We start from the raw sequence: 17751 nt of genomic DNA, 5'->3' as shown, positions 1-17751 counted from the left end.
GATCGGGCGCCCGCGTCATCTGTGCATAAATATCGGCATTGATGAATAATTTTGCTGTATAGTCGTTCCATGACAATTTCTGTAGCCGTTTCCGGTGCCAGTGGATACGCCGGGGGAGAGGTGCTGCGCCTTCTCGCCAGCCACCCGGATGTGACCATTGGCGCCATCACAGCCCATAGCAACGCCGGCGCCCGCCTGGGCGAGCTGCAGCCCCACCTGCACGCGCTGGCCGACCGTATCCTGGTCGATACCACCGTGGAGAACCTGGCTGGGCACGACGTCGTGTTCCTGGCCCTGCCGCACGGCAAGTCCGCGGCCGTCGCCGCCCAGCTCCCCGCCGAGACGCTGGTGATCGACGCCGGGGCAGACCACCGCCTGCAGGATTCCGCCGAGTGGGAAAAGTTCTACGGCTCACCCCATGCCGGCACCTGGCCCTACGGCCTGCCCGAACTGCCCGGGGCCCGGGAGAAGCTGCACGGTGCCAAGCGGATCGCCGTTCCCGGCTGCTACCCGACCAGCTCGCTGCTTGCGCTGCTGCCGGGTTTCAGCGCGGGCGCACTTTTGCCCGACGACGTCGTCATCGTTGCCGCCTCCGGCACCTCCGGCGCGGGCAAGGCCGCCAAAATCAACTTGATCGGTGCCGAGGTCATGGGTTCGATGAGCCCCTACGGCGTTGGCGGCGGGCACCGCCACACCCCGGAAATCCAGCAGGGCCTCTCCAACGCTTCCGGCCTGGACGTGCGGGTATCCTTCACCCCCACGCTGGCACCCATGAGCCGCGGCATCCTCACCACGGCCACGGCCAAGGTCTCCCCGGGCTTTGCCGCTGCCGAGGGAATGGACCTGGCCGCCACGCTGCGCCAGGCCTGGGTGGACGCCTACGCCGACGAGCCCTTTGTCCGGGTCCTCCCGGAGGGCCGGTGGCCGTCCACCAAATCAGTCCAGGGCTCCAACTACGCCGCCCTGCAGATCGCCTACGACCCGAACGTCAACCGCGTGATCGCCTGCTGCGCCATCGACAACCTCACCAAGGGGACCGCCGGCGGAGCAGTACAGTCAATGAACATTGCCCTCGGCCTGGCGGAAACCACCGGCCTTACCCTCCAAGGAGTAGCACCATGAGCGTGACATCTGCACAGGGCTTCCGGGCCACCGGCGTCACCGCCGGGCTGAAGAAGTCCGGCACCCCCGACTTCGCACTGGTGGTCAACGATGGCCCGCAACGCAGCGCCGCCGCCGTCTTCACCTCCAACCGCGTGGCCGCCGCACCGGTCCACTGGTCGCGCCAGGTCCTCAGCGATGGCCGGGTGGACGCCGTCGTGCTTAATTCCGGCGGGGCCAACGCCTGCACCGGGCCCGAAGGCTTCCAAAACACGCACACCACCGCCGAGAAGGTGGCGGACGTCCTGGGCATTTCCGCGACGGACGTGGCCGTCTGCTCCACCGGCCTCATCGGCGAACAGCTGCCCATGGACAAGATCCTCCCTGGTGTGGAGGCCGCCGCCGCAGCCCTGGCGTCCGACGGCGGAGCTGCCGCGGCCGCCGCGATCATGACCACCGACACCGTCGCCAAGGAAGCGTCCTGGACGTCGGCCACCGACGCCAACGGCAACAGCTACACGATCGGCGGCATGGCCAAGGGCGCCGGCATGCTGGCCCCCGGTCTGGCCACCATGCTGGTGGTCATCACCACGGACGCCGAGGCGGAGGCCGAAGGCCTGGACGCAGCCCTGCGGGACGCCGTCAAGGTCACCTTCAACCGGGCCGACTCCGACGGCTGCATGTCCACCAACGACACCGTACTGCTCATGGCCTCCGGTGCCTCCACCGCGATCCCCGACATGGACGAGTTCACGGCCGGCCTCACCGAGGTTTGTGCCACCCTGGCCCGGGCCCTGATAGCGGACGCCGAAGGCGCCAACCACGACATCGCCGTCACCACCGTCAACGCGGACAGTGAACGCGACGCCGAGATCGTCTCCCGCTCCGTGGCCCGTTCCAACCTTTTCAAGTGCGCGATCTTCGGCAACGACCCCAACTGGGGCCGCGTGCTCTCCGCTGTCGGCACCACGGACGCGGTGTTTGACCCGAATGAGATCAACGTCAGCATCAACGGCGTCCAGATCTGCCGCAAGGGCGGGATCGGCGACTCCCGAGACCTCGTGAACCTCACAGCCCGCGAAGTCACGGTTGAAATCGACCTGCGCGCCGGCGACGCGACCGCGACCATCTGGACGAACGACCTCACGCATGTGTACGTCGAAGAAAACAGCGCCTACTCGTCGTAGCCGGTGGTCGAGCCCGTCGAGACCCCGGCGGGGGCCCGCCATTTTCCGCCCGGCTATCCGACTCCTCGGCCGCGGGCGGCCTGCGGGTCTCCTTTACGCCGGGCTACAAAAATGCCGGCTCCCCCGCCTACGCCGTTCGCCCGACACCACGGCATCCGAGAGTGGGAAACGCTTCCGGCGGTGAGCCGGACGGCGGAGGAGCCGGGGTTTCCGTAGGCCGCGTCAGGGAGGCCGAGGGAATCCCGCGGCCGATTGGCCGGAGAGCGGCCGAGGGAATCCCGGTCCGCAGCCGGGAGGCTTTCCGCCGGGAGGCGACACCACGAACGTATTTGCACTAGTTAGGAAAACATGATGACTTCGGTGGAAACCGCGCAGGACAAGGCCGGGACGCTGATCGAGGCGCTGCCGTGGATCCAGCAATTTGCCGGGACGGTGGTGGTGGTGAAGTACGGCGGCAATGCCATGATCAACGACGACCTTCGGCGTGCGTTTGCCGAGGACATCGTGTTCATGCACCACGTGGGCATCAAGCCGGTGGTGGTCCACGGCGGTGGGCCGCAGATTAACTCGATGCTCAAGCGCCTGGACATCAAGAGCGAGTTCAAGGGCGGGCTGCGCGTCACCACGCCGGAGGCCATGGACGTGGTGCGCATGGTGCTCACCGGCCAGGTGGGCCGCCAGCTGGTGGGCCTGATCAATTCGCACGGAGCCTATGCGGTGGGGCTGTCCGGCGAGGACGGCGCCCTGCTGCAGGCCGAGCGGACCGGCACGGTCGTGGATGGGCTGCCCGTGGACCTGGGCCTGGTTGGCGAGGTGGTTGGCGTCAATCCCGGAGCCATCGTTGACCTGCTGGAGGCCGGGCGCATTCCCGTCATCTCCACGGTGGCCCCCGAGGTGGGGGACGCCTCCACCGTGCTGAACGTCAACGCGGACACCGCGGCCGCAGCCCTGGCCGTCGCGCTTGGGGCATCCCGCCTGGTCATCCTGACCGACGTTGAGGGACTCTACGCCAACTGGCCGGACAAGTCGTCGCTGCTCTCCTCCCTGGGCGCCGGCGAACTGCGCGCCATGCTGCCCTCACTGGAATCGGGCATGATCCCCAAGATGGGCGCCTGCCTAAACGCTGTCGACGGCGGGGTGGCCCGTGCCGCAGTGGTCGACGGGCGCAGCGCACACTCAGTCCTGTTGGAACTGATGACCACCGCCGGCAACGGCACCCAAATCTTTCCCGACGAAGAGGACGCATCATGAGCAGTGGAAACGCGGGGACGGGCCCCGAAAATGTAAGCCCCGAAGCGGCAATCTCCGAAAAGGCCGGCTCCGAAGCGGCCGGCTCCGAAACGGCCGGCACGGACCAGGCCGCAACGGTCCCCGCCACAGCAGCAGCCGTGGCCGGCACGGGCACCAGCGAACAGTGGCTGGCCCGTTACAGCAATTCGCTCATGGGCGTTTTTGGCAGCCCCCAGCGTGTCCTGGTGCGCGGTGCCGGCGCCGTGGTGTGGGACGCGGACGGCAAGGAGTACCTGGACCTCCTCGGCGGCATCGCCGTGAACGCGCTGGGCCATGCACACCCTTTTGTCACCTCCGTCATCGCCAGCCAGCTGGCCACCCTGGGCCACGTATCCAACTTCTTCACCAGCCCCACGCAGATTGCGCTGGCCGAAAAGCTGCTGGAACTGAGCGCCGCGCCGGCCGGATCCAAGGTGTTCTTCGCCAATTCCGGCACGGAGGCCAACGAGGCCGCGTTCAAGCTGGCCCGCGCCCACGGGAAAGCCCACCCGGCTGCCGGCGGCCGCGCGCGCACTACCATCCTGGCCCTTGAGGGTGCGTTCCACGGGCGCACCATGGGTGCGCTGGCGCTGACCGCCAAGCAGGCCTACCGTGAACCGTTTGAACCCATGCCAGGCGGCGTCCGGCACATTCCATTCAACGACATTGACGCCCTGCGGGATGCGCTGGATGACACTGTTGCGGCGCTGGTGATTGAGCCCATTCAGGGCGAGGCCGGCGTCCGTCCGCTTTCGGCGGAATTCCTGCAGGCCGCCCGCGAGCTCACCACCAAGGCCGGATCCCTGCTGATTGTCGATGAGGTTCAGACCGGTGTGGGCCGAACCGGCCACTGGTTTGCCGGTATCGACGCAGGCATCGTGCCTGACGCCATGACCCTGGCCAAGGGTCTGGGCGGGGGATTTCCCATCGGTGCCCTCATCACCTTTGGCGGGGGGCCGTCGTCGCTGCTGTCCGCCGGCCAGCACGGCACCACATTTGGCGGAAACCCGGTGGCCACAGCAGCGGCACTGGCCACGCTGCACGTGCTTGAGGCCCAGGGCGTCCTCGACAATGTGAATGCCGTCAGCCGTGTCTTTGCGTCCGGGCTGGCCAAGATCGACGCCGTCACCGACATCCGCGCGCACGGGCTGCTGATCGGCTTTGATCTGGCCGAGCCCGTGGCCGCCGGTGTGGTGAACGCGGCCCTGGACGCCGGCTTCATCGTCAACGCCCCGCGGCCCAACACCATCCGCCTGGCCCCGCCACTGAACCTGACGGTGGAGCAGGCCACCTCATTCCTGGCGGCGTTGCCGGCCTTGATCCGGACGGCCGTTGCGGCCCAAGCAACCGAAGGAGCATCCTGATGACCCGGCATTTCCTTGTCGACACCGACCTCAGCCCCGCAGAGCAGGCCGAGGTTCTGGCCCTGGCGGCCGAGCTAAAGAAGGCGCCGTATTCCAAGAGCACGTTTGCCGGCGATGGTTCGGGCTCGCAGACCGTGGCCGTGATCTTTGACAAGACGTCCACGCGGACGCGGGTTTCTTTCGCAGCCGGCGTTGCCGCCTTGGGTGGAAACCCGCTGATCATCAATCCCGGGGAGGCCCAAATCGGCCACAAGGAGTCCGTGGCGGACACGGCCAAGGTGCTGGAGCGCATGGTTTCCACCATCGTGTGGCGGACCTATGGCCAGGACGGCCTGGAGCAAATGGCCGCGAACTCCAAGGTGCCGGTCATCAACGCGCTATCCGACGACTACCACCCCTGCCAGCTGCTGGCCGACCTGCTTACCATCGCCGAGCACAAGGGCAGGCTGGCCGGGCTGACCATGACGTACATGGGGGATGCCGCCAACAACATGGCCAACTCCTACCTGCTGGCCGGCGTCACCGCGGGCATGCACGTGCGCATCACCGGCCCCGAGGGCTACCTCCCGGCAGCCTCCGTGGTTGTGGCCGCCGAGGAACGCGCCGTACTCACCGGCGGGTCCGTGCTGGTCACGACCAACGTGGACGAAGCTGTCTCCGGCGCCGACGTCCTGGTCACCGACACCTGGGTGTCCATGGGCCAGGAGGAAGAGAAGGAGGCGCGCCTGCAGCTTTTCAAGGACTACGCGCTCGACGACGCCGCCCTCGCCAAGGCGGATGCCGGCGCCATCGTCCTCCACTGCCTGCCCGCGTACCGCGGCTACGAGATCGCGGCCTCCGTTATTGACGGGCCGCAGTCCGTGGTGTGGGACGAGGCGGAAAACCGCCTGCACGCCCAGAAGGCACTCATGGTGTGGCTGGTGGAACAGTCCGCGGCGGAGGACGCACTGGCACTTCAGGCGGCTGCCGAAGCGGCCGGCGCCTGACCATGTCCAGGACACTGGCTTCCGGGACGGCAATGCCCGCCACCAAGACGGCCCGCCAGGCCCGCGTGACTGCTCTGCTGACCAGCCGTGCCGTCCGCTCCCAGGCGGAGCTGGCCACGCTGCTGGCTGACGACGGACTGGTGGTGGGGCAGGCGACGCTGTCCCGGGACCTGGTGGAACTGCGGGCCTTCAGGGTGCGCGGCGAGGACGGCGGCCTGTTCTACGCCGTGCCGCGCGAGGGAGGGGAACGGGAAGTGCACCGGCACTCCTCCCAGGAACTGCTGGACACGCGCCTGGTCCGGCTGTGCGGGGAACTGCTTGTCACGGCCGAGGCCTCCGCCAACATCGCCGTGCTGCGGACCCCTCCCGGGGCCGCCAACTTCCTGGCCCTGGCCATTGACCACTCGGTCATGCCGAGCATCCTGGGCACCATTGCCGGGGACGACACCGTCATGATCATCACCCGCGATCCCTTGGGCGGGGCAGAGGTCGCCGAACGCTTCCTGCAGTTCGCGGCCGAATCGGGCGCCGCGGGATGAACTGCCCCCAAACCACCTAACCTAGAAGCAAGAGAACCAACGCCGTTGACGCCGCAGGGCCGATCGGATTCCACCCACACGAGGAGATAAAGAACGTGACTGACCGCATTGTATTGGCCTACTCCGGTGGCCTCGACACATCCGTTGCCATTGGCTGGATCGGTGAAGCCACCGGTGCAGAGGTCATCGCCGTGGCCGTTGACGTCGGACAGGGAGGGGAGTCGCTGGAGGACATCCGCCAGCGCGCGCTGGCCTGCGGCGCCGTCGAAGCCTACGTGGCCGACGCCCGCGACGAATTCGCCAACGACTACGCCATGCCCACGCTGAAGGCCAACGCCCTCTACCAGGGCCACTACCCGCTGGTGTCCGCCATCTCCCGCCCGGTCATCGTCAAGCACCTGGTCAAGGCTGCCCGCGAATTTGGTGCCACCACCGTGGCCCACGGCTGCACCGGCAAGGGCAACGACCAGGTCCGCTTTGAAGTTGGGATCCAGACCTTGGGCCCGGACCTGAAGTGCATTGCCCCCGTCCGCGACCTGGCCCTCACCCGCGACAAGGCCATTGCCTTCGCCGAGGCCAAGGGCCTGCCCATAGAAACCACCAAGAAGAACCCGTACTCCATTGACCAGAACGTCTGGGGCCGCGCCGTGGAAACCGGCTACCTGGAGGACATCTGGAACGCCCCCACCAAGGACATCTACGACTACACGGCCACCCCGGAATTCCCGCCGGCGCCGGATGAAGTTGTTGTGACCTTCAAGCAGGGCGTCCCCGTCGCGATCGACGGCATCGCCGTCTCCCCGCTGCAGGCCATTCAGGAATTGAACCGCCGCGCCGGCGCACAGGGCGTGGGCAGGATCGACGTCGTCGAAGACCGACTGGTGGGCATCAAGAGCCGCGAAATCTACGAGGCCCCCGGCGCCATGGCGCTGATCACCGCGCACAAGCACCTCGAGGACATCACGATTGAGCGAGAGCAGGCCCGCTTCAAGGCCACTGTTGGCCAGCGGTGGAGCGAACTGGTCTATGACGGCCAGTGGTTCTCCCCGCTCAAGCGCTCCCTGGACGCGTTCATCGAGGACACCCAGAAGTACGTCTCCGGTGACATCCGCATGACCCTCCACGGCGGCGCGGCCATCGTGAACGGCCGCCGCTCCGACACCTCGCTGTACGACTTCGACCTGGCCACCTACGACACCGGTGACACCTTCGACCAATCGCAGGCCAAGGGCTTCATTGAACTGTGGGGCATGTCCTCCAAGGTGGCCTCCACCCGCGACCAGCGCGCGGCAGGGAAATGACCATGAGCCACATGGGCCCACGGGCGCAGGGGTCCCCGGCCGAGCGAAGCGAGGTAGGGGGACGTTCGGGGACGAACGAGGGCGCACTGTGGGGCGGCCGTTTTCAGGGCGGCCCCGCCGACGCGCTGGCGGCACTGAGCAAGTCAACGCACTTCGACTGGCGGCTGGCGCTGTATGACATCGCCGGGTCCAAGGCCCATGCCCGGGTCTTGCGGACCGCGGGATTGCTGGACGACGTCGAACTGGCAGACATGCTTGCGGCCCTTGCGGAGCTTGAAGCCGATGTGAAGTCCGGCGCCTACCGGCCCGCAGTTTACGATGAGGACGTGCACGGCTCCCTAGAGCGCGGACTACTTACGCGCGCGGGCACAATCTTGGGCGGAAAACTCCGGGCCGGGCGTTCCCGCAACGACCAGATTGCCACGTTGGGGCGCCTGTACCTGCGGGACCACGCCCGAATTGTGGCAGCTGGCGTCTTGTCAGTGATTGACGCGTTGGTGGAGCAGGCGAAGGCCCACCACGGCGTGGCCATGCCCGGGCGCACCCATCTCCAGCATGCCCAGCCTGTGCTGCTCAGTCACCACCTGCTGGCCCACGCCTGGGCGCTGCTGCGGGATGTGCAGCGCCTGGTGGACTGGGACAAGCGCGCGGCGGTCTCACCCTATGGTTCCGGTGCCCTGGCCGGGTCCTCGCTGGGCCTGGACCCCAACGCCGTTGCCGCCGATCTGGGCTTCGACTCGGCCACGTGGAACTCGATCGACGGCACGGCCTCACGCGACGTCTTTGCCGAGTTCTCCTGGGTGTGCGCCATGATCGGCGTGGACCTGTCCCGGATCTCCGAGGAAGTCATCCTGTGGGCCACCAAGGAGTTCTCTTTTGTGAAACTGCATGATTCCTACTCCACGGGATCTTCCATCATGCCGCAAAAGAAGAACCCCGACGTGGCAGAACTGGCCCGTGGCAAGGCGGGCCGGCTCATTGGCGACCTCACCGGGCTGCTGGCCACGCTCAAGGGCCTGCCCCTGGCCTACAACCGGGACCTGCAGGAGGACAAGGAACCCGTCTTTGACGCAGCCGACACCCTGGAACTGCTGCTCCCGGCCGTTTCGGGCATGATCGCCACGCTGGTGTTCAACACCGAACGCATGGAGTCGCTGGCTCCGCAGGGCTTTGCCTTGGCCACGGACATTGCCGAATGGCTGGTCCGCCAGGGCGTGCCGTTCCGCGACGCCCACGAGCTCTCCGGGGCAGCGGTCAAGGTGGCCGAGGCCCGCGGCGTGGAGCTGTGGGACCTCACGGACGAGGAATACGCGGGGATCTCCGCCCACCTCACCCCTGAGGTCCGTTCCGTGCTGAGCACGGAGGGATCGCTGAACAGCCGCAGCGCCCAGGGCGGCACCGCGCCTTCCGCCGTGTTGGAACAGCTCGCCGCCCTGGAGGGGCAGCTGGGCGAGGCGCGCGGCTTCCTGGCCTGACCGGCGTCGAACGTGGACCGGGGAATGCCCGCATTCAAACACTGGATGTGGGCATTTTTCGTGCCCGGGCCGCTATCGCAGAGCCGCCTCCCGCGGCTCGCAAGCTCGCAGCGGGACCCTCGGCCGCTATCGCAGAGCCGCCTCCCGCGGCTCGCAAGCTCGCAGCGGGACCCTCGGCCGCTATCGCAGAGCCGCCTCCCGCGGCTCGCAAGCTCGCAGCGGGACCCTCGGCCGCTATCGCAGAGCCGCCTCCCGCGGCTCGCAAGCTCGCAGCGGGACCCTCGGCCGCTATCGCAGAGCCGCCTCCCGCGGCTCGCAAGCTCGCAGCGGGACCCTCGGCCGCTATCGCAGAGCCGCCTCCCGCGGCTCGCAAGCTCGCAGCGGGACCCTCGGCCGCTATGCTTGGGCAATGACTGAGATTTCAACAGCACAGCTGACGGACCGCCTGGGTGCGGCAGCGGATGCACTAGCCGGCAAAGCGGCACAATTGAGCGACGACGATGTCCGCGCAGCCACCGAACTGCCGGGCTGGACGCGGGGGCATGTGCTGGCCCACGTGGCCAACGTCGCCGACGCCGTGGCGCGGCAGGTGGAATACGCTTTGCGCGGGGAATCCATTGAATTTTACGACGGCGGCGTGGGTGGGCGCACCCAGGCCATCGAAATGGCGGCGGGAAAACCTGCCGCGGAGCACCAGGCCAAGCTCGACGCCGCGCTTTCCCGTGTGCTCTCCGCCCTGGCGGCGCTGGACGCGGAACAGTGGAAGCTGCGCATCAGCTACCGCGACGGCACGGTGTACGACGGCGCGCTGGCCCTGTGGCGCGAGCTGGTCATCCACCTCGCGGACCTTGATGTTGGCCGCGGCCCGGAGACCTGGTCCAAGGAGTTCTGCCTGTACCTGATCGACTTCCTGGCGGCCAGGGTGCCGGAGGATTCGCGACTGGTGCTGCTGCCCCTGGCTCTTGCCCCCATGACCGTGGGGTACGGGGAGGACACGGTCTCCGTGCAGGGCATGCTCACCGACATCGCCGCCTGGCTGGCCGGGCGCACACCGACCTTGGGCAGCCTGCGTGCCGAGGCCGCCGCGGACTCCGTTGACCTGCCCGAACTGCTTCCCTGGCCGTCCGCGCTGAAGAAGTAACCGCCCCGGCGACGGACCGGCGCTTCCCCGGTTGTAAGGCCCACGTAAGCCCGCGGTAAGCGGAGCGGCCAAAACTGGATACCAGAAGTACGGAACACCTTTTGAAAGGAAGGAGCCGACCATGGTATCCACCACCCGCCCCACCGAGCTGGCCATCGAGGCCCGCGGCCTGGTCAAGCTCTTCGGCAGCAACCGTGCCGTCGACGGCGTCGACCTCACCGTCAGGACAGGCACCGTCTACGGGGTCCTCGGCCCCAACGGTGCCGGCAAGACCACCACCATCTCCATGCTGGCCACGCTACTTAAGCCGGACGCCGGCAGTGCCAAAATCTTCGGCTTCGACGTCGGCACCGAGTCCCAGATTGTGCGCCAGCTCATCGGCGTCACCGGGCAGTACGCGTCAGTTGACGAGAACCTCAGCGGCACCGAAAACCTGGTGCTGTTCTCCAAGCTGCTGGGCCTGCGCGGATCGGCGCCCAAGCGCAAGGCCGCGGAGCTCCTGGAAGAATTTGGCCTGACCGAAGCCGCCCGGAAGCCGCTGAAGAGCTTTTCTGGCGGCATGCGCCGCCGCCTGGACCTGGCCGCCAGCCTCATTGCCCAGCCCCCGTTGATCTTCCTCGACGAGCCCACCACCGGCCTGGACCCACGGACCCGGGGCCAGATGTGGGACACCATCCGGCGCCTAGTTGCCGGGGGCTCCACCGTCCTGCTGACCACCCAATACCTGGACGAGGCCGACCAGCTCGCCGACCGCGTCGCCGTCATCGACAAGGGCAGGGTGGTGGCCGAGGGCACCAGCGGTGAGCTGAAGTCCTCCGTGGGCACCGCGGCCCTGCAGCTGCGGCTGTCCGAGTCCTCGGACATCCCGTCAGCCCGTGAGCTGATCCGCTCCACGCTCGGCGTCGACTCCGTGGTCTCCGAGGGGACCGGCCAGCTCACGGCACCAATGCAGCACGCCGACCTGGTCACGGACCTGTTGCTTGCCCTGCGCCGCGACAACATCGCCGTGGCGGAAATCTCCGTCCAGCAGCCGACCCTGGATGAGGTGTTCCTGACACTGACCGGCCATGGCACCGGCACACCCGCCGAAACAGAAAAGGCCCGGAGGGCCACCCCAGAATTGGAGAACGCACGATGACCGCCATTACCCCAGCCCTCCTGCAGGACACCGGGGCCCTCCGCAACCACGTGGGAGCCCGCCAGCTCCTGTCCAACACCCTCACCATGGCCTGGCGCGGCCTCATCAAGATCCGCCGAACCCCGGAACAGCTGATCGACGTTACGGTCCAGCCGATCCTGTTTACAGTGATGTTCGCCTACATCTTTGGCGGGGCCATCGCCGGGAACGTCCAGCAATACCTGCCCCTGATGATCCCCGGCATCCTGGTCCAAACAGTCATCACCACCTCCATGGTCACCGGCGTGCAGCTGCGCGAGGACATGGACAAGGGCGTGTTTGACCGTTTCAAATCGCTGCCGATCGCCCGGATCGCGCCCCTGGCCGGTGCGCTGCTGACGGACACGTTGCGCTACGCCATTGCCACCACGCTGACGTTCGCCACCGGCTGGGTCATGGGTTACCATCCCGCCGGAGGATTTGGCGCGGTGGTGCTGGCCGGGCTGATCGTCATGTTGTGTGCCTGGTCGCTGAGTTGGATCTGGGCGTTTTTCGGAGTCATCGCCCGCAGCGCCTCCAGTGTGCAGGGAATCAGCATGATCGTGCTGTTCCCGCTGACATTTCTCTCCAACGCGTTTGTGCCGGCCGACAGCCTGCCGTCCTGGCTGCGGGCATTCGCGAACGTCAACCCGGTCTCCCACCTGGTGACGGCCGTGCGCGACCTGGCCAACAACGGACAGCTGGGCATGGCGGCCGTCTGGGCAGTGCTTGGCGGAGTGGTGGTCGTTGCCACCTTTGCCCCGCTGACCGTACGCGCCTACATGCGCAAGGCCTAGGATTCCCGCAGCGAAGGATCCGAGAGCAGTTCCAGCACGCGCTCGACGGCGCGGGCCGGGTCACGGACATTCGCCGCCACCGCAGCCTCGACTTCCGTCAACGCCGCCGCCCCGTGCCTGTCACGGGCGGCGGCGTTGTGGCGTTTCCTGACCAGGACGGTCTCATCCTGGCGCCCCTTGAGAATGCCGGCAAGCACCATCAGTTCAAGTCCGACGCCGGCACGCCGGGTTCCCGGGGCCGCGAGCCTTGCGTGCCAGGCACCCACGGCCAGGCTGAGCGTGCCCAGGACGGGCATGTCCATGAACCGCGGAGAGCGGCGCCGGCTGGCAATCACGGAACGCCGCAGCCGGCCAACGTCGCCAACTGTGGCATCAGTGTCGGCAACGCCGGAATTGTACAGGACCTCGGCGCAAATTCTGGCGGCCTGAAGAATCTGGCCCATCGGCCCGTTGGAGCGTTCCGCCCGGCGCTGCGACTGAACGGAGCGATACAGCCGAAGCCCTTCCGCGTCGTGACCCCGGGCAAGCTGGATTTCCGCCGCTGCCACCGTTTCCATGGCCGCCAATTCAGTACGGGATTCCCCGGGATCCATCGCATGCAGGCGGTGGAGGGCGGCCTCCGCGGCATCCGGATCGCCCAGGGCCGCAAGATTCAGGGCCAGGGTCAGGGTGGCACTGGCAACGTCGGGCCAGGCACCCACCAAAGCCATCCGCTCGGCCGCCAGCCGCGCCCATTTCACCGCCGGCCCGGGCTGGGCGCCCTGGCTGTACAGCTCGGCCGCATTGTCCGCGGCCGACCCCGCCGACCAAGTGTCCTGCAACTTTTCGGAGAGCCGGAAGGACTTTTCGGCGTACCTGACGGCCTGCTCGGGCTCGGCCATGTTTTCCGCCCAGACGCCGCTCATGAGCAGGGCCAACGCAGCGACATCGTCCCGCGGATCCATGCGAAGTTCGGCCAGCAGGCCCACGACCCGGGCGTCGTTGCCGATGGCCAGGATCACTTGTGCCATGGCGTTGTTGCGTGGTGCCAGAGGCAGCGCGGCGGCCACAATCCTGCGCAGCCGTGACCGGACGGCAGCCCCCTGGCGAAGGTTGAACACCATGGTGGTCAGGGCCAGTGTTGACAATGAGAAAACGGCGGCGTCCGCCGTCCTGGCGGAGGGGATGTAGTCCTTCGTTGCCGCCAGGATGGTTCCCGCAAATTCGTACACCTCGGAATGCATGCCGCGCTGGGACCAGTAGCTGGCCAGGAGCCCGAAAATGGCATACACCCGGTCTGCACTGCCAGGTCCGCCTGCGGCCATGGCGGACCTGAGCGCATGGAGCAGATTTTCCTGTTCGGCCGTGGTGCGGCGGAGGGTTGCCAGCTGCGCGGAACCTGCGCTGTCCGAGAGTGCCTGAAGGGAAAATTCCACTGCCCACCCGGTCAGGGCAGCTTCCACGGCGGCAGTTTCCTGCATCGCAGCTAATTGGGCCGCCGCATATTCCCGCACCGTCTCCAGCATGCGGAAGCGCACAGTGCCGGTTGACGGGTCCTCCTCCGAGAGCACCAGGGACTGGTTGACAAGTGCTTCCACCGCCGCCTCCACGTCCTCCGACGCCAGAGTCAGTGCGGCGCCGTTGGTCGGGGAGTTCTCGGCCAAGCCCGGATCGGGCAGGCAGGCTGCCGTGGCGCAGGCGGCGCCAAGGGAGAACCCGCTGGGAAAACATGACAGCCGGCGCATCACCGTGTGCTCCGTATCGGTGAGCAGCTCCCAGCTCCAATTGATGACGGCGGTCAGGGACCGGTGCCGCGCCGGCGCGGACCTGTCCGTGTTGACCAACTGGTCCATGCCGGCCGTGAGGCGCCGGGCAATGTCCTCAACGCTCATCATCCGAACCCGTGCGGCAGCCAGCTCGATGGCCAGGGGCAGTCCGTCCAGATGCTCGCACAGGTTGCGGACCACGGCGGGGTCGAGCCGCACGCTGCCCCGGGCGGCCATGGCACGTCTCGTGAAAAGTTCCACGGCGGCAGGGACGGCCGTGTCCGAGGGGCCGCCGGTGGCCAGCGGCTGCAACTGGTAGACGGATTCACCGGCGATGCTCAGTGGTGCCCTGCTGGTCGCCAGCACAGAAGCGTCCGGGCAGGCTGCGAGGATCTCCGCGATGACGGCCGCGACCTGGCCCACGAGGTGTTCGCAGTTGTCCACGACCAGCAGGACCTGCCCGGCGGAAAGCCTGGCCAGTGTGCGGCTGCGCAAGTCCTGGCCGAGGCGGCCATCCTGCAGTGTGCGGCTGCTGCGGGCCTCGCGGATGCCGGCGCCTTCGGCCAGGGCCAGCCAAATGTCGTCAGATGTCCGGATGCCTGCCAGCTCCAGCACGATCACCGACTTGCCTTCTCCGGCCGCCCGGTTTGCCAATTCCAGGGCCATCCGGGTCTTGCCCAGGCCGCCGGTGCCAAGGATGGTGGTGAGCCTGCTGCTGCGCAAGAGGGTTCCCACTGCGGCAAGGTCACCGGTGCGGCCCACCAGCTCATTGGGGGCCGAACGAATGCCGAAGCTGTGGGCGCCCCGGCCGGCCCCAGCTTCCCGGGGCACGGCGGCAGGTGCGATATCGGACGAAGGGGGCGTCCCGGCGTCGTCCGTCTCCCGCAGAAGCCCGGCATGGAGCTGCTGCAGCACAGGCGAGGGACCGGTGCCAAGTTCGCGCCGCAGCCTCCGGCTCAGCTGGTCATAGCCGGCCAGGGCGGTATTTGCCTGGCCGCTGGCGGACAGCGCGCGGAAGTATAGGCCGTGCAGGGGTTCGTCCATCGGTCCGGCGGCCAGGAGCGGCTGCAGGAGCGCGGCGGCGTCGGCGGGTCGGCCGGTGGCCAGCAGCGCCTCGGCCAGGGTCTTGTCCATGCTTCCGCGCAACTGTCCCGCCCGGACGGTGAAGTCGTCCAGGGCCGGCGAGGCGGCGGTCCCGGCAGCGGGCTCGCCGTCAGTCAGTGCGGCAGCGTTCCCCAGCAGCTCCAGCGACGTCCCAGGGGCGTGGGCGAGGGAGGCTCGGGCGTCGTCGAGGAGATTCCGGGCGGCCCAGTAGTCAATCGTGCGGGTGGGCATGCCCAAGGCGTAGCCGGCCGAAGAGGAAGTGATGAGCTCGCGGGAATGTCCTGACCGAATGCGCGAAACCATGGTGTGCAGGGCGGTGGCGGCATTGGCGGGCGCGTCCAGCCCCCATACCTCGTCGATGAGGCTTGCCGGGGCAACCGCGCGTCCCTTCGCCATGGCCAGCGCAAGCAGCAGCGCCTTGGCGCGGCGGCCAGGCAGGGACTTGCCGTCCACGCTCACGTCGCCAAAAAGACGCAAACCAATCCCGGCTGCAGGCGCTGAAGTCACTTCACCGATGCTACCCGCATCCTGGCCCGGATGCGGTCGCCCTGGCTGATCATGGCCACGTCCGGGACCACCACGGCGCCGCCTGGCACCTCGGCTGCAGCGGGGACTTCACCCAGTGGCATGCGGCAAGGAACCCGAACAGGCCCACTGGTGTGCCGACTGCGCCAGGCAGCTCACTGTTGAGCGCACCGGTTGGCACCGCGCATGGGCCCGGGAGGTCCTGCTCGGGCTGGGCGCGTTGGCAAGCCGGTGGCGCCGTCGTGCTATTTTTCCCCTGCGGCCCGCCAAAAGTGCAGGGTGGCATAGGAACGCCAGGGCCGCAGCGGCTGGGCCATCCGCGCCAGTTCGGGCGCCTTGATGCTCCGAGCCGTGGCCAGCGAGTCGCCGCGCAGCAGCCCGTACCCGTTGCGCACGGCGGCGTCCGTGGGCAGGAAGACGTCGCTGCTGCCGAGCACCCGCATGCTGACGTAGCCCACGGTCCACGGCCCGATGCCGGGAAGCGGCAGCAGCTTTTCCGCCAGGGAAACAGGGGTGTCCAAGGCATCAATGTGCAGGGAACCGTCTGCCAGCCTCCCGGCCACCTCGACGATGGCGTCGATCCGCCGCTGTGGGCCGCGCAAAATGCTGCGGCCGCCGGCTGCGATCTGTTTCGGTGAGGGAAAGAAGTGGGTCATGGAGCCGTGCGGCAGACGGCTGGAAGTGCTTAGGGCAACTAGCTGCCGCAGTGCCGTCGTGGCTGCTGCCACCGTGATTTGCTGTCCAACCATGGCACGGACCAGGATCTCGGCCGGGTCCACGCAACCGGGCAGCCGCATGCCGGGCAGTGCCGCAACCCGTGCTGAAAGCAGTGGATCTGCGGAAAGGGCCGCGTCCGCAGCTGTGGGGTCGTGGTCCAGGTTGAACAGGTGCCGCACGCGCGACACCAACGCAGGGACGTCTGCGGGGTCCTCAACCGCATGGTCCAGCAGCAACCTGTTTCCGTCCCAAGCAAGCGCGAACCAGCCATGGCCGCCGGGGAGATGCAGCGTCCTCGCATAACTGGAGGATGTTGCCTCCTCGACGCCAACAACTGCGCGCGCTGCCAAAAAGTCGAAGATGCCGGGCTCAAACGGGGGATGGAATTCCAAAGCAACTGCCATGGAATCATCCTGCCACGCAGCCGGGGCGCTTGTTGCCCGAGCAGCCAGCCTCGCCTAGTCTGGCTGCATGGCTGACATCATGGACATCCTTCCCGGCATCACTCGACTCGTTAAGACGACCCAGCTCGAGCATCAGGACGCCACTGCGGTGGTTCTTCATCAGGAGCTCTCCTCACCGGCCCACGAGGTCTGGGCTGCGTGCACCGAGCCCGAACGCCTCCAAGAGTGGTTCCTGCCCATAAGCGGTGACCTCAGCGTCGGCGGGCACTATGCCCTCGAAGGCAACGCCTCCGGCGAAGTACTCGACTGCAACGCCGGGCGCAGCTTCCGGGTTTCCTGGGTGATGGGGGCCGGCCCCGAATCCGAGGTTGAATTCACGGTGACACCCACCAACATCGACCATGCGCTGGTGGAGCTGACGCACACAGCCGCGGTGGATCCGGACATGATGGTCACCTACGGGCCGGGAGCGGTAGGTGTGGGCTGGGACCTGACGCTGCTGGGGCTCTACCAGCACCTGCGCGGCATTCCCACAGGTCCGTCCCACCAGCCGCCGCCGGAGACCATGAATTCGTTCATTGCGGCCAGCAGCGAGGCCTGGGCCAACGCCGCCATTGCCAGCGGGACCAACCCCGCGGCAGCACGCGAGGCCGCCCAGCGCACCACCTCCTTTTACATGGGTACGGACGACTCCGGCCCCTCCTGACGCCTTGGTGTCCGGGCCCGCTGTCGGTTCCCAGCCCCGGCCTGGTTCCTTTGACGGGGAACCCCTCGGTCGCGGTCCTGTGTTGAGAACTTCGCTTGAGGAGTCCCGGTCGGCTAATTCCTTGGCTCATTCGGGGAGGATGAGGCCGTGGTGGTAGGGGTTGCGGAGGTCGTGGCGGGTGGGGTCGGTGCTGTTGGTGGGTGTGTAGAGGGCGATGCCGTTGAGGAGGCGGAC

Annotated in this window: 15 protein-coding genes; 12 read left to right on the top strand and 3 right to left on the bottom strand. The window is 67.6% G+C overall.

Features of this window, described 5'->3' with window-relative positions; translation table 11 throughout:
- Nucleotides 1-69: 69 nt before the first annotated feature.
- The 11 genes from argC (at nucleotide 70) to CVV68_RS17255 (ending at nucleotide 12316) form a co-directional block, all read left to right on the top strand.
- A complete protein-coding gene (gene argC / locus CVV68_RS17305) occupies nucleotides 70-1122 on the top strand; it encodes an N-acetyl-gamma-glutamyl-phosphate reductase (protein ID WP_110502253.1) in 1053 nt (350 codons plus the stop codon).
- Nucleotides 1119-2288, top strand: a complete 1170-nt coding sequence (gene argJ / locus CVV68_RS17300) for a bifunctional glutamate N-acetyltransferase/amino-acid acetyltransferase ArgJ (RefSeq protein ID WP_110502252.1) — start codon at nucleotides 1119-1121, stop codon at nucleotides 2286-2288. The genes argC and argJ overlap by 4 nt, the downstream gene beginning before the upstream one ends.
- Before the next feature lie 351 nt (nucleotides 2289-2639).
- A complete protein-coding gene (gene argB, locus CVV68_RS17295; protein WP_110502251.1) occupies nucleotides 2640-3539 on the top strand; it encodes an acetylglutamate kinase in 900 nt (299 codons plus the stop codon).
- Nucleotides 3536-4921, top strand: coding sequence for an acetylornithine transaminase (locus CVV68_RS17290; protein ID WP_110502250.1), 1386 nt, complete (start codon nucleotides 3536-3538; stop codon nucleotides 4919-4921). The genes argB and CVV68_RS17290 overlap by 4 nt, the downstream gene beginning before the upstream one ends.
- Nucleotides 4921-5907 (top strand): ornithine carbamoyltransferase, encoded by a 987-nt coding sequence (argF, locus tag CVV68_RS17285; protein WP_110502249.1) that lies wholly within the window; start codon nucleotides 4921-4923, stop codon nucleotides 5905-5907. Before CVV68_RS17290 ends, argF begins: the two co-directional genes overlap by 1 nt.
- A 2-nt stretch (nucleotides 5908-5909) precedes the next feature.
- Nucleotides 5910-6446, top strand: a complete 537-nt coding sequence (locus CVV68_RS17280; protein ID WP_110502248.1) for an arginine repressor — start codon at nucleotides 5910-5912, stop codon at nucleotides 6444-6446.
- A gap of 95 nt (nucleotides 6447-6541) precedes the next feature.
- Nucleotides 6542-7747, top strand: a complete 1206-nt coding sequence (locus CVV68_RS17275) for an argininosuccinate synthase (RefSeq protein WP_110502247.1) — start codon at nucleotides 6542-6544, stop codon at nucleotides 7745-7747.
- Between the two features lie 11 nt (nucleotides 7748-7758).
- Nucleotides 7759-9222 carry an argininosuccinate lyase gene (argH, locus tag CVV68_RS17270; RefSeq protein ID WP_245933620.1) on the top strand — a complete coding sequence of 488 codons (1464 nt, stop codon included), beginning with the start codon at nucleotides 7759-7761 and terminating at the stop codon, nucleotides 9220-9222.
- Between the two features lie 409 nt (nucleotides 9223-9631).
- Nucleotides 9632-10363, top strand: coding sequence for a maleylpyruvate isomerase family mycothiol-dependent enzyme (locus CVV68_RS17265; protein WP_110502245.1), 732 nt, complete (start codon nucleotides 9632-9634; stop codon nucleotides 10361-10363).
- Nucleotides 10364-10484: 121 nt separating this feature from the next.
- Nucleotides 10485-11501, top strand: coding sequence for an ATP-binding cassette domain-containing protein (locus tag CVV68_RS17260; protein WP_110502244.1), 1017 nt, complete (start codon nucleotides 10485-10487; stop codon nucleotides 11499-11501).
- A complete protein-coding gene (locus CVV68_RS17255; RefSeq protein ID WP_110502243.1) occupies nucleotides 11498-12316 on the top strand; it encodes an ABC transporter permease in 819 nt (272 codons plus the stop codon). Before CVV68_RS17260 ends, CVV68_RS17255 begins: the two co-directional genes overlap by 4 nt.
- On the opposite strand, the gene CVV68_RS17250 is transcribed toward CVV68_RS17255, so the two are convergent.
- The 3 genes from CVV68_RS17250 to CVV68_RS17245 all read right to left on the bottom strand — a co-directional run bounded on the left by CVV68_RS17250 (nucleotide 12313) and on the right by CVV68_RS17245 (nucleotide 16811).
- Nucleotides 12313-15672, bottom strand: coding sequence for an ATP-binding protein (locus CVV68_RS17250; protein ID WP_110502242.1), 3360 nt, complete (start codon nucleotides 15670-15672; stop codon nucleotides 12313-12315). The two genes, CVV68_RS17255 and CVV68_RS17250, sit on opposite strands and share 4 nt — an antisense overlap.
- A complete protein-coding gene (locus tag CVV68_RS24660; RefSeq protein WP_281268299.1) occupies nucleotides 15669-15794 on the bottom strand; it encodes a hypothetical protein in 126 nt (41 codons plus the stop codon). The genes CVV68_RS17250 and CVV68_RS24660 overlap by 4 nt, the downstream gene beginning before the upstream one ends.
- A 141-nt stretch (nucleotides 15795-15935) precedes the next feature.
- A complete protein-coding gene (locus CVV68_RS17245) occupies nucleotides 15936-16811 on the bottom strand; it encodes a DNA-3-methyladenine glycosylase family protein (RefSeq protein WP_110502241.1) in 876 nt (291 codons plus the stop codon).
- Between the two features lie 67 nt (nucleotides 16812-16878).
- Between CVV68_RS17245 and CVV68_RS17240 the strand changes: the two genes are divergently transcribed.
- Nucleotides 16879-17517, top strand: coding sequence for an SRPBCC domain-containing protein (locus CVV68_RS17240; RefSeq protein WP_110502240.1), 639 nt, complete (start codon nucleotides 16879-16881; stop codon nucleotides 17515-17517).
- Nucleotides 17518-17751 lie beyond the last annotated feature (234 nt).

Origin of the sequence: Arthrobacter livingstonensis (assembly GCF_003219815.1) — a bacterium.
Classification (GTDB): domain Bacteria; phylum Actinomycetota; class Actinomycetes; order Actinomycetales; family Micrococcaceae; genus Specibacter; species Specibacter livingstonensis.
Note: the sequence above shows the minus strand (reverse complement) of the source record. Positions and strands in the feature narration are given on the sequence as shown.

Bases quoted from the DNA above. Each gene is read 5' to 3' on its own strand.
- argC (WP_110502253.1), top strand. From the start codon at position 70: ATGACAATTTCTGTAGCCGTTTCCGGTGCCAGTGGATACGCCGGGGGA.
- argJ (WP_110502252.1), top strand. From the start codon at position 1,119: ATGAGCGTGACATCTGCACAGGGCTTCCGGGCCACCGGCGTCACCGCC.
- argB (WP_110502251.1), top strand. From the start codon at position 2,640: ATGACTTCGGTGGAAACCGCGCAGGACAAGGCCGGGACGCTGATCGAG.
- CVV68_RS17290 (WP_110502250.1), top strand. From the start codon at position 3,536: ATGAGCAGTGGAAACGCGGGGACGGGCCCCGAAAATGTAAGCCCCGAA.
- argF (WP_110502249.1), top strand. From the start codon at position 4,921: ATGACCCGGCATTTCCTTGTCGACACCGACCTCAGCCCCGCAGAGCAG.
- CVV68_RS17280 (WP_110502248.1), top strand. From the start codon at position 5,910: ATGTCCAGGACACTGGCTTCCGGGACGGCAATGCCCGCCACCAAGACG.
- argH (WP_245933620.1), top strand. From the start codon at position 7,759: ATGGGCCCACGGGCGCAGGGGTCCCCGGCCGAGCGAAGCGAGGTAGGG.
- CVV68_RS17265 (WP_110502245.1), top strand. From the start codon at position 9,632: ATGACTGAGATTTCAACAGCACAGCTGACGGACCGCCTGGGTGCGGCA.
- CVV68_RS17260 (WP_110502244.1), top strand. From the start codon at position 10,485: ATGGTATCCACCACCCGCCCCACCGAGCTGGCCATCGAGGCCCGCGGC.
- CVV68_RS17255 (WP_110502243.1), top strand. From the start codon at position 11,498: ATGACCGCCATTACCCCAGCCCTCCTGCAGGACACCGGGGCCCTCCGC.
- CVV68_RS24660 (WP_281268299.1), bottom strand. From the start codon at position 15,794: ATGCCACTGGGTGAAGTCCCCGCTGCAGCCGAGGTGCCAGGCGGCGCC.
- CVV68_RS17245 (WP_110502241.1), bottom strand. From the start codon at position 16,811: ATGGCAGTTGCTTTGGAATTCCATCCCCCGTTTGAGCCCGGCATCTTC.
- CVV68_RS17240 (WP_110502240.1), top strand. From the start codon at position 16,879: ATGGCTGACATCATGGACATCCTTCCCGGCATCACTCGACTCGTTAAG.